Annotated in this window: 9 protein-coding genes; 7 read left to right on the forward strand and 2 right to left on the reverse strand. The window is 66.7% G+C overall.

What is annotated here, in order from left to right; translation table 11 throughout:
* Positions 1–111 precede the first annotated feature (111 nt).
* Positions 112–645 (forward strand): hypothetical protein, encoded by a 534-nt coding sequence (locus KQ910_RS07415; RefSeq protein WP_216957864.1) that lies wholly within the window; start codon positions 112–114, stop codon positions 643–645.
* 1 nt (position 646) lies between these two features.
* On the opposite strand, the gene KQ910_RS07420 is transcribed toward KQ910_RS07415, so the two are convergent.
* Positions 647–1,921, reverse strand: a complete 1,275-nt coding sequence (locus tag KQ910_RS07420) for a UbiH/UbiF/VisC/COQ6 family ubiquinone biosynthesis hydroxylase (RefSeq protein WP_216957866.1) — start codon at positions 1,919–1,921, stop codon at positions 647–649.
* Positions 1,922–2,000: 79 nt separating this feature from the next.
* On the reverse strand, positions 2,001–2,840 hold the full coding sequence (locus tag KQ910_RS07425; protein ID WP_216957867.1) for a TorF family putative porin: 840 nt from the start codon (positions 2,838–2,840) through the stop codon (positions 2,001–2,003).
* Between the two features lie 202 nt (positions 2,841–3,042).
* Here KQ910_RS07425 and KQ910_RS07430 point away from each other — a divergent pair, with 202 nt between their 5' ends.
* From KQ910_RS07430 to KQ910_RS07455, 6 genes are all read left to right on the forward strand, one after another.
* A complete protein-coding gene (locus KQ910_RS07430) occupies positions 3,043–3,381 on the forward strand; it encodes a P-II family nitrogen regulator (RefSeq protein ID WP_216957869.1) in 339 nt (112 codons plus the stop codon).
* A gap of 40 nt (positions 3,382–3,421) precedes the next feature.
* Positions 3,422–4,753, forward strand: a complete 1,332-nt coding sequence (locus KQ910_RS07435; RefSeq protein WP_216957870.1) for an ammonium transporter — start codon at positions 3,422–3,424, stop codon at positions 4,751–4,753.
* A gap of 184 nt (positions 4,754–4,937) precedes the next feature.
* Positions 4,938–5,276 (forward strand): P-II family nitrogen regulator, encoded by a 339-nt coding sequence (locus tag KQ910_RS07440; RefSeq protein WP_216957872.1) that lies wholly within the window; start codon positions 4,938–4,940, stop codon positions 5,274–5,276.
* 120 nt (positions 5,277–5,396) lie between these two features.
* Positions 5,397–6,668 carry an ammonium transporter gene (locus tag KQ910_RS07445; RefSeq protein WP_229600626.1) on the forward strand — a complete coding sequence of 424 codons (1,272 nt, stop codon included), beginning with the start codon at positions 5,397–5,399 and terminating at the stop codon, positions 6,666–6,668.
* A 192-nt stretch (positions 6,669–6,860) separates the two neighbouring features.
* On the forward strand, positions 6,861–8,066 hold the full coding sequence (locus tag KQ910_RS07450; RefSeq protein ID WP_216957876.1) for an aminotransferase class I/II-fold pyridoxal phosphate-dependent enzyme: 1,206 nt from the start codon (positions 6,861–6,863) through the stop codon (positions 8,064–8,066).
* A gap of 15 nt (positions 8,067–8,081) precedes the next feature.
* On the forward strand, positions 8,082–10,958 hold the full coding sequence (locus KQ910_RS07455; protein WP_216957878.1) for a DNA translocase FtsK: 2,877 nt from the start codon (positions 8,082–8,084) through the stop codon (positions 10,956–10,958).
* The last annotated feature ends 18 nt before the right edge of the window (positions 10,959–10,976 follow it).

Genomic DNA, 10,976 nt, shown 5'->3' on the forward strand with positions numbered 1-10,976 from the left:
GAAGAGTCCAGTTGGCGGGGCCGGTTTGTTGACACGGCCAATTCGGTTCTCCTAAACGTCCGATAGCAAGGCGCATCTGAAAATCGCGCCGGAGATGTTTTGGGGGAAGTGATGTTTGCACGCAATCTGCTGTTCGTCGCCCTGGCCCTGTTCGTGGCGGGTTGCGAAACCTACTCGGCGCCGCGCTACGGAATGTCGGCCGACAATATCGTGGCGTTGAAGAGCCTCGCGCCGAGCCGGATCGCGGTCGGCGCTTTCACGGAGGCACAAAAGTTCGCCGATGGCTGTCGCGCCGCCGGCCCGATCACGGCATCCGACGGCATGGGCTTCGCCGCCTACATCCGCAAGGCCTTCGTCGACGAGCTGAAGATCGCCGGCGTCTACGCCGACAGCGGGACAGTTACCCTGACCGGCACCGTCGACAAGCTGGCCTTCTCCTCGACCGTCGCCTACTGGGACATCGGGCTCACGGTCCGGTCGTCGAACGGCAGGTCGGTCAGCGTCGAGGAGCATTATGTTTTCGATGGCGCGTTCGCTGCGGTGACGGCGTGCAAGCGCGTTGCCGATGCCTATTTCCCGGCCGTCCAGAACACGCTGCAGAAGCTGATCGCTTCGTCGGATTTCCGCGGCCTGGTGATGCCCTGACCTAGGGGCGCTCGCCCCGGATCAGCTTGGGCAGGTCGCCGACCAGGCCCATTGCGTGGCGGACGAAGAACTTGCGCAGCGCCGGCACGCGGTTGACGGCGGCGAGGCCGGCATCGCGCACGAGGCGAAGCGGCTTGATGTCGTTGGAGAACAGGCGGTTCAGCAGGTCGGTGGCGGCGACCATCGTGAGATTGTCCGCCCGGCGCCACTGCGCGTAGCGCTCCAGCGTGTCGGCGCCACCGACGTCGAGGCCCAGCCGCTTGGCGTCGGCCATCACCTCGACGAGGGCGGCGATGTCGCGAACGCCGAGATTGTAGCCCTGGCCCGCGATCGGGTGGATGCCGTGGGCGGCATCGCCCACCAGCACGAGTCGCGTGTCGATGTAGCGCTCGGCATGGACGAGACGCAGGGGATAGGACCAGCGCGGGCCGGCGGGCGCCACGGGACCGAGATGATCGCCGAAGCGCCGGGCGAACTCCGTCTGGAAACTGGCCGCATCGAGTTCGAGGAGGCGGCGCGCGATCGAGGTCCGCTCCGTCCACACGATCGACGAGCGATGCTCGCCGCCAGGACCGTCGGTCATGGGCAGGATGGCGAAGGGGCCGCCGGGCAGGAATTTCTCCTGGGCGACACCCCGATGCGGTTCGGCGTGATGGGCGACCAGGACGATTGCGATCTGGTCATAGGACCAGCTCCGCGCCCCGATGCCGGCATCCTCGCGCGTCGAGCCGAAACGGCCCTCGGCCGAGGCGACCAGCCGCGTGGCGATGCGCCGCCCGCTTTTCAGGACGATGCCGGCGCGATCGGGACCGCGCTCGCTCTCGACGACTTCGTCGGGCGCCACGAGTTCCACTTTCGGGCAACCGGCGAGACGGCGCAGAAGCGCGGAGCGCAGGAAGCGGTTCTCGACGATCCAGCCCATCGGTGCGGCAGTCTCCGGATCGTCGGAGGCTTCGCGATGGTCGAAATGCAGGAAGAGGGGGCTTGCGCGGCCGTCGTGGCCGGCGTCGGAAATCCGGATGTCCCGGATCGGTTCGGCATTGGGTGCCAACTCGTCCCAGAGGCCGAGAGCCGCGAACAGGCGCTGGCTCGTGTAGGCGATGGCGGTGGTTCGACCGTCGAACCCCTGTTCCGTCATCGCGGACAGCGGTACGCGGTCGACGAGGGCTGTCGAAAGTCCCGTCTCACCGGCGGCCAGTGCGAGAAGGCTGCCGTTGAGGCCTGCGCCGACGATGGCGAGGTCGAAGGGGGAGCGGTCGGAGGGGCGCCTGTCCATCAGCCATAGATGGCAGCCGCCCCGGGGGGCGGCAACCCTCTATGGCTGCATGGATCGGTTGCCGATCGGTTGCCCGGGATCAGAACGCCTTGGCGATGCCGAGGATGACGCGGCTGGCGCAGTTCTGGGTGCCGAGGCAGTCCTGAACGCTGAGGTTGGTCCCGGTGTAGACGGCGGAGAGGTCGAAGCCGTAGACCGAGACGACGAGGCCGAGCTGCCAGTCCCAGTAGTTGTCGTTGGGAATGCCGTAGTTGATGTTGCGCTCGACATACTGGTTGCCGATCGTGCCGAAGGCCTTGAAGGCCACGTTGTCGTTCACGTGGATGAACGGCATCGGAACGGTGACCGAGGCCCACTTGTACCAGGCGTTGCCGGAGTTGGCGAAGAAGTTGGGGCTGTAGCGGACCGCGGCGCTGACCTGGGCGAAGCCGAAATCATAGCCGGCGACGAGGCCGAACTCGTTGAAGTCGTAGAACAGGCTCGAGGGGGCGCTGAGGTAGTTGTAGCGGATGTAGCCGAGGTCGAAGGTGAGCTTGTCGTCCATCAGCTTGAGCTTGAGGCCGGTGAGCACGTCGATCTCGGCGGTGGTGCCGGTTCCGGGGAAATTCACGTTGGAGCCCCAGGCGCCGAGATAGGCGCTGAGGGGGATCTTTTCGCTGACGGTGGGGGTCTCGTAGCCGAAGGCGGCCTGGACGGCGATCTGGCGCTGGGTCTGGGAGATACCGCGATAGGAGTAGTCGTTCAGGACGGCGAAGCCGGCGGTGAACGTGCCGCCCCACGGGGCCTTCCAGCTCTCCTTCTCCGGGGGAGCCGAGGTCGCCGGATCGGGCGTGCCCTGCGCCACTTGCGGGGTCGGCGTGACTTCCACGGTCTGCGGGTTTGGCGTGCCCTGTGCTTGGGCAACGCTGGCTGCGCACATTGTGATCAGCGCAGACGCCAGAACAGCGGATTTTTTGAACAACATGACCACCCCAAAATACTTTTGACTTGTTTCCGCCCCAATCCCTGCAAGCCGCATGCCAATCGCGCGCCGCTATTTCACAGCGCGTTTGGCACGACACTTGCTCGCGCTGATTTGAACTTTGGGGGCGGGGGTGCCGCCCGGTGGAGGACAGGCGCAAATGAAAATGATCGTGGCAATCTTCAAGCCCTTCAAGCTGGACGAAGTCAGGGACGCCCTGACCTCGCTCGGCATCCAGGGACTGACCGTAAGTGAAGTGAAGGGGTTCGGCCGGCAGAAGGGCCAGACCGAGATCTATCGCGGCGCCGAGTACGCCGTGAGTTTCCTGCCGAAAGTGAAGATCGAGGTCGTCATCGACGACGGCATGGTCGAACGGGCGGTCGAGACCATCCGCAAGGCGGCGGGCACCGGCAAGATCGGCGACGGCAAGGTCTTCGTCGTGCCGGTCGAGCAGGCGATCCGCATCCGCACCGGTGAGTCCGGCAGCGAAGCGCTCTGATCCTAGGCAACGCAATCAACTCAAGAACCAGGGGACCATGATGAAGTTCAAGACCAACTCGGTGCTTGCCGGCGCGGGGGCGGCCGCAGTGCTGCTCCTGCCGGCGCTTGCGCTGGCCCAGGCCGCCGCGACGCCGGCTCCGGCGGCGGCGCCGAAGCTCGATACCGGCGACACGGCATGGATGCTGATCTCGACCGCGCTTGTCCTGATGATGACGATTCCGGGCCTGGCGCTGTTCTACGGCGGCATGGTGCGCAAGAAGAACGTGCTGTCGACGGTGATGCAGAGCTTCGCCATCACCTGCATGATCTCCGTGCTCTGGCTGATCGTCGGCTACAGCCTGGCCTTCACGCCCGGCAGCACGGTCGTCGGCGGCCTGAGCCGCATCTTCATGTCGGGCCTCGCGCTGGACAGCGTGCATGACCTCGCCAAGACGATCCCCGAGACCGTCTTCATGTGCTTCCAGCTCACCTTCGCCATCATCACGCCGGCCCTGATCGCCGGTGCCTTCGCCGAGCGCATGAAGTTCTCGGCGATGATGTGGTTCATGGCCCTGTGGTCGCTGATCGTCTACGCGCCGGTCGCCCACTGGGTGTGGGGCGGCGGCTTCCTCGGCGACTGGGGCGTCCTCGATTTCGCGGGCGGCACCGTGGTTCACATCAACGCCGGCGTCGCGGGCCTCGTCTGCGCGCTGGTGATCGGCAAGCGCAAGGGCTTCGGCACCGAGAACATGGCGCCGTTCAACCTGGTCTACTCGGTGATCGGCGCCGCCCTCCTGTGGGTGGGCTGGTTCGGCTTCAACGCCGGCTCAGCGGTCGGCGCGAGCCCCAACGCCGGCATGGCGATGGCGGTGACGCAGTTCGCCTCGGCCGCGGCGGCCATGGCCTGGATGTTCGCGGAGTGGGTGACGCGCGGCAAGCCGTCGGTCCTCGGCATCATCTCGGGGGCTGTCGCCGGCCTCGTCGCCATCACCCCGGCTTCAGGCTTCGTGACCCCGATGGGCTCGCTGGCCATCGGAATCGTGGCCGGCCTGGTCTGCTTCTGGGGCGCTACCGGCCTCAAGAAGGCGATGGGCTATGACGACTCGCTCGACGCGTTCGGCGTGCATGGCATCGGCGGCTTCGTCGGCGCCATCCTGACGGGTGTGTTCGCTGTCGAGGTGATCGGCGGCGAGGGCAAGAAGGGCCTGATCGACGGCAACGCCGGCCAGGTCCTGACCCAGCTCTGGGGCACGCTGGTCGTCGTCGCCTGGTGCGCGGTCGCCACGTTCATCATCCTCAAGATCGTCGATGCCCTGATCGGGCTGCGCGTGACGACCGAGGAAGAGGTCGAAGGCCTCGACATCAACCTGCACGGCGAGACGATCCACTAGGACCGTCTCTCCTCGAGATCTGGAACCCCTCTCCTCCTGGTTCCCTCTCATCCGCCGCTCCGTGTCGCGGCGGACCCTCGGGCCCGGCGAGTCTCTCGCCGGGCCTTTTTCTGTCCGGCGTTTGACGCCGCGAACGGCAGACGCCAGTCTGTCGGCGAACGCCGAAAAGGCAGAGGGGAACAAGATGAAGCTCGTGTCCGCCATCATCAAACCGTTCAAGCTGGACGAGGTGCGGGACGCGCTGACCGGCGTCGGCGTGTCGGGTCTGACGGTGAGCGAGGTCAAGGGGTTCGGCCGCCAGAAGGGCCAGACCGAGATCTATCGCGGCGCCGAATATCTCGTGAGCTTCCTGCCCAAGGTGAAGATCGAGATCGTGGTCGACGACAACCAGGTCGAGCGCGCGGTCGAGGCGATCCAGAAGGCCGCCCACACCGGCAAGATCGGCGACGGCAAGATCTTCGTCACGCCGGTCGAGCAGGCCGTGCGCATCCGCACCGGCGAATCCGGCTCCAACGCCCTCTGAGGTGGCTGGGCCCTTCGAGGAACGACAAGAGCAAGACTGAACGGCAAGCAAGCAAGACAAGACACGGGGGATGAAATGAACAGGACGATCCTGCGCTTCGGCGTGTTTTTGGCGTGCCCGATGATGTTCGCCCCGGTCGTCTGGGCCGCCGACAAGCCGCAGATCGACACCGGGGACACGGCGTGGCTGCTGATGGCCACCGTTCTGGTCCTGATGATGAACATTCCGGGCCTGGCGCTTTTCTATGCCGGCATGGTCCGCAAGAAGAACGTGCTGGCGACAGCGGTCCAGGCCTTCGCCGTCGCGGCGCTCGTGACCGTCCTGTGGTTCGCCGTCGGCTATTCGCTGGCCTTCACCGACGGCGGCGCTCTCAACGGCGCGATCGGCTCGCTGTCCCGCGCCTTCGGCAATGGCCTGCTGGGAAGCACCCATGATCTCGCCAAGACGGTGCCGGAGAACGTTTTCCTGATGTACCAGGCGACCTTCGCCGTCATCACGCCGGCGATCATCGCGGGCGCCTTCGCCGAGCGCATGAAATTCTCGGCGATGATGTGGTTCATGGCGCTGTGGGTGCTGTTCGTCTACGTCCCGGTGGCCCACTGGGTATGGGGCGGCGGCTTTCTGGGGGCTGCCGGCGTGCTCGACTTCGCCGGCGGCCTCGTCGTCCATCTCAATGCGGGTATCGCGGCGCTGGTCTGCTGCGTCATGATCGGCAAGCGGCACGGCTACGGTCAGGAATACATGGCGCCGCACAATCTGGTGCTCACCCTGATCGGCACGTCGCTGCTGTGGGTCGGCTGGTTCGGCTTCAATGCCGGCTCGGCACTGGCCTCGGGCGAACTGGCCGGCAGCGCGATGCTGAACACCCACATCGCCGCATCCGTCGCCGCTTTGGTCTGGATGGTCATTGAATGGGCAGCCCGCGGCAAGCCGTCGGTCCTGGGCATCCTCACCGGTGCGGTCGCCGGCCTCGGCATGATCACGCCGGCCGCGGGCTATGTGGAGCCGTGGGCGGCGATGGTGATCGGCGTCATCGCGGGCGCGGTCTGCTACTGGGCTTCGATCGTGCTCAAGAACAAGCTCGGCTACGACGATTCGCTGGATGCGTTCGGCGTCCACGGCGTCGGCGGCATCGTGGGATCGATCCTGGTCGGTGTCTTCGCGACCCGCGCGATCAACGACGTGGCCAAGGGCCAGCCGGTCGGGCTGGTCGACGGCCATGCCGGCCAGATCCTGACCCAGCTCTACGGCGTCGTCGTGATCGGCGTCTTCTGCGCCGTGGCGACCTGGATCATTCTCAAGATCCTCGATGTCGCAATCGGACTGAGGGTCACGCAGGACGAAGAGGTCGAGGGGCTCGACACGGCGCTCCACGGCGAGCGCGTCCAGTGAGGCAGCGGGCGGCCGACTAGCGCTAGTGGCCAGGCGGGGAAGGGGTCCCAACCCCTTCCATTGTATGAAGAAACAAGCCTATTCCATTGTTGTGATTGGCAAATTTGTTCCATAGAATATGGCGATAGGCTGGCCAAGTCGGGTCAGCACCGTTGCTTTATTGGGGCCGGTTCTGGCCCATTGGATACGAGAATGCTCAATCCGCGCCTGACCGAGACGCTGACCGACTTTCCATTCGCGCGGCTGAACTCGCTCATCGCCCCGATTACGCCGCCCGCGCACCTGTCGATGATCAACATGTCGGTCGGCGAGCCGCAGGGCGCGATGCCGGCCTTCGCCCGCCAGATCGTGATCGACGAGGTCGACGGCTGGAACCGCTATCCGCCGAACCAGGGCCTGCCCGATCTCAATCTCGCGATCTGCGAATGGCTGACGCGACGCTACAAGCTGCCCCAGGGCTTGCTCGATCCGAACATCCACGTCCATCCGACGGCGGGCAGCAAGGAAGGCGTCTACGTCATCTCGACGGTGGCGACGCCGCAGGAGAAGGGCGGGGCCAAGCCGATCGTCGCGTTGCCCAACCCGTTCTACCAGGCCTATCTCGGCGGCGCGGTCCTGTCTGGCGGCGAGCCGCTGCTGGTCAACGCCGAGGCCTCCAACGGCTTCCTGCCGGACTATGAGAGCGTCGACGAGGCGACCTGGCGGCGGATGTCGGTCGTCTATCTCTGCTCGCCGGCCAATCCGCAGGGTGCCATCGCCAGCAAGGACTATCTCAAGAACCTGCTGCGTCTCTGCCGCAAGTACGACACGGTGCTGGCCGTCGACGAGTGCTACGCCGAGATCTACACCGGCGCACCGCCGCCGGGGGCCCTCGAAGCGGCGCTCGAGATCGACGAGACCGCGGGGAAGGACCCGTTCCGCAACCTGGTGGTCTTCCATTCGCTGTCGAAGCGTTCCAACGCTGCCGGCCTGCGCTCGGGCTTCATGGCCGGCGATCCCAGGCTCGTGGCGATGGTGTTGCGCTGGCGCAGCTACGGCGGCCCGCAGATTCCGTTCGCCGTCCAGAAGGCGTCGGCCGCGCTGTGGCGCGAGGAGACGCATCCGGTGCAGACGCGCGAATGGTACGCGAAGAACTTCCGCGTCGCCGAACAGATCCTTCACAACCGCTTTTCCTATTACACGCCGGGCGGCGGCTTCTTCCTCTGGCTCGACGTCGGCAACGGCGAGGAAGCGACGCGCAAGCTCTGGGGCGAGGCCCACGTCAAGGTCCTGCCGGGCGCCTATGCCTGCCGCGAGACCAACGGCATCAACACCTCCCATCGCTACATCCGCGTGGCGCTGGTGCATGACGAGAAGACCACGCGCGAGGGGCTCCAGCGCCTCGCGGCCGTCCTTTAGGGAGCGTTTGCGCGCATGGCCATGCTGAGCCTTTCGTCAGCGTTGCAGCCCCGGACTTCCATCCTGCCGGAAGGCGGGCGCGATTTCCTGCGTCGCCGCATGATGGAGATCGTGGGTGTCGCGACGGCGGGTTTCGGCCTGATGCTGATGATGGCGCTGTTCACCTACAGCCCCGGCGATCCCTCGCTCAATCACGCCACGGCGCGCGCGCCGAACAACCTGCTCGGCCTGCCGGGCGCCTACATCTCGGACCTGCTGCTGCAGACCTTCGGCCTGGCCATCATCCTGGCACCGGTCGCCTTCATCACCTGGGGCGTCCGCATGGTGCGCACGCACCATCTCGGCTTCTTCGGGCTGCGCCTGTCGCTGCTGCTTCTGGCGCTTCTGATGATGAGCGTGGCCTGCGTCGGCCTCGGCGACGTCGGCGGCGCGGCGACGCATGCCGGGCCGGGCGGCCTGGTCGGTCTCGCCCTGGTCGGCCGCTTCCGAGAGCTGGTGCTGACCCATTCGAGCGGCGGTGCGCTCACCCTGATCGAGCCGGTGTGCGCTGCCCTCGCCTTCATCGCGATGGCGCCGGCGCTCGGCATGAACCGCACCGACCTGCCGCTGATCTTCCGCATCCTGCGGGCGCCCTTCCTGTGGACCGTGTTGGGCGTGCGGGCGGCCATCGGCCTGTGGCGCGGCAAGCCGCAGAACCTCGAGGAAGAGAACGAGCCGCCGGCGCCGCATATCGGCTACGCCGAGATTCCGGGCGAGATCGACGCCAGCCAGTACGATCCGGCGCGCTTCGAGAACCGCTATGAGCAGATCCCCGAGGAAGGCACGGCGATGCCGGCGCGCGAGTCGCTGATGGTCGACGCGCCCTATGCGCCGATCGAGCGTCCGGCCGACGACATCCCGGCTGCGCCCGACGGCTTGAGGATGCATTCGCCGGTTCTGGACGAAGCCGCGCCGGCGCGCGCCCAGGAGCGTACCTTCCTCAGCCGCCTCACCGGGGGCCTGCGTATCGAGCCCTTCATGCGCCGCTCCGCGTCGGCCTCCGCGCCCGCCGCAGAGCGCATCGAGCCGGGCTTCGGTGGCCACGAGGCCGCGCCTTCGCCGCAGCAATACCGGCAGCCCGTCGCCGACGAGGAATTCGAGGCGCCGCCGCATGCCGTCGCGCCGCCACCGTCGTCGCCGCCGGCGGTGGTCGAGGAAGAGATCGACGAGCAGGCCGACGAAAATCCCTTCACGCCCGACAATGCCCTCGATCTCGAGCAGCCCGCGGTCGCGGTGGCCCAGCCGGCCGTGAAGATCGTGCCGCGCAAGACGGCCGTGGCGCAGGGCAAGCGGGCTGCCAAGGCCGGCCAGCGCGAACTCGACCTCAGGGCCGGGGAGTACAAGCTGCCGCCGCTCGACATCCTGTCGCTGCCTTCGCGGGTCAACGCCCAGCCCAAGATCGACGAAGAGGCGCTGGAGCAGAATGCGCGCCTGCTCGAAACGGTGCTCGACGATTTCGGCGTGAAGGGCCAGATCGTCAAGGTGCGGCCGGGTCCGGTCGTGACGCTCTACGAACTCGAGCCGGCGCCGGGCACCAAGTCGAGCCGCGTCATCGGCCTTGCCGACGACATTGCCCGCTCGATGAGCGCGGTGTCGGCGCGCGTCGCCACCGTGCCGGGCCGCAACGTCATCGGCATCGAGTTGCCGAACGCCAAGCGCGAGACGGTGTTCCTGCGCGAGCTTCTCTCGACCAAGCACTACGAGGACGGCCGCCTCGCCCTGCCGCTGGCGCTGGGCAAGGACATCGGCGGCGATCCGGTGATCGCCGACCTCGCGCGCATGCCGCATCTGCTGATCGGCGGCACCACCGGCTCGGGCAAGTCGGTGGCGGTCAACACCATGATCCTGTCGCTGCTGTACCGGCTGACGCCGAACCAGTGCCGCTTCATCATGATCGATCCGAAGATGCTGGAACTCAGCGTCTACCAGGACATCCCGCATCTTCTGACGCCCGTCGTCACCGAGCCGCGCAAGGCGATCGTGGCGCTGAAGTGGGTCGTGCGCGAGATGGAAGACCGCTATCGCGCCATGAGCGCGGTCGCGGTGCGCAACATCGCGGGCTACAACGAGAAGCTCCTCGAGACCGCGCGCAAGGGCGGCGTGTTGACCCGCAAGGTTCAGACCGGCATCGATCCCGAGACGCGCAAGCCCACCTTCGAAGACGAGGAGATGGACCTCCGGCCGCTGCCCTTCATCGTCGTTATCATCGACGAGATGGCCGACCTCATGCTGGTCGCCGGCAAGGAAATCGAGGCCACCGTGCAGCGCCTCGCCCAGATGGCGCGCGCCGCCGGCATCCATGTCGTGATGGCCACGCAGCGCCCGTCGGTCGACGTCATCACCGGCACCATCAAGGCCAACTTCCCGACCCGCATCTCCTTCCAGGTCACGTCCAAGATCGACAGCCGCACCATCCTGGGCGAGCAGGGCGGCGAGCAGCTGCTGGGCCAGGGCGACATGCTGTACATGGCCGGCGGCGGCAAGATCGCCCGCGTCCACGGCCCGTTCGTGAGCGACGGCGAGGTCGAGGAAGTGGTCCGCCATCTGCGCGCCCAGGGCGCCCCGGCCTATATCGATTCCGTCACCGACGATCCCGAGTCCGAGGCCGAGGGCTCCGGCCTGCCGGGCGACGGCGAGGAAGGCGAGAGCGACCAGCTCTACGATCAGGCGATCGCCCTGGTCGCCCGCGAGCGCAAATGCAGCACTTCTTTCATCCAGCGCTATCTGCAGATCGGCTATAACAGGGCCGCCCGCATCGTCGAACGCATGGAGCGCGAAGGCGTCGTCAGCTCCGCCAACCATGTCGGCAAGCGCGAAGTCCTGGCCCGCGACATCGACGACCGGGAGCGCTGAGCGCCCGCGCAGAGGGCG

Source organism: Reyranella humidisoli, from assembly GCF_019039055.1.
Lineage (GTDB): Bacteria > Pseudomonadota > Alphaproteobacteria > Reyranellales > Reyranellaceae > Reyranella > Reyranella humidisoli.

What these genes read in the sequence shown, in the direction of transcription:
- KQ910_RS07415 (WP_216957864.1), top strand. Translation starts at nt 112, where the DNA reads ATGTTTGCACGCAATCTGCTGTTCGTCGCCCTGGCCCTGTTCGTGGCG.
- KQ910_RS07420 (WP_216957866.1), bottom strand. Translation starts at nt 1,921, where the DNA reads ATGGACAGGCGCCCCTCCGACCGCTCCCCCTTCGACCTCGCCATCGTC.
- KQ910_RS07425 (WP_216957867.1), bottom strand. Translation starts at nt 2,840, where the DNA reads ATGTGCGCAGCCAGCGTTGCCCAAGCACAGGGCACGCCAAACCCGCAG.
- KQ910_RS07430 (WP_216957869.1), top strand. Translation starts at nt 3,043, where the DNA reads ATGAAAATGATCGTGGCAATCTTCAAGCCCTTCAAGCTGGACGAAGTC.
- KQ910_RS07435 (WP_216957870.1), top strand. Translation starts at nt 3,422, where the DNA reads ATGAAGTTCAAGACCAACTCGGTGCTTGCCGGCGCGGGGGCGGCCGCA.
- KQ910_RS07440 (WP_216957872.1), top strand. Translation starts at nt 4,938, where the DNA reads ATGAAGCTCGTGTCCGCCATCATCAAACCGTTCAAGCTGGACGAGGTG.
- KQ910_RS07445 (WP_229600626.1), top strand. Translation starts at nt 5,397, where the DNA reads ATGATGTTCGCCCCGGTCGTCTGGGCCGCCGACAAGCCGCAGATCGAC.
- KQ910_RS07450 (WP_216957876.1), top strand. Translation starts at nt 6,861, where the DNA reads ATGCTCAATCCGCGCCTGACCGAGACGCTGACCGACTTTCCATTCGCG.
- KQ910_RS07455 (WP_216957878.1), top strand. Translation starts at nt 8,082, where the DNA reads ATGGCCATGCTGAGCCTTTCGTCAGCGTTGCAGCCCCGGACTTCCATC.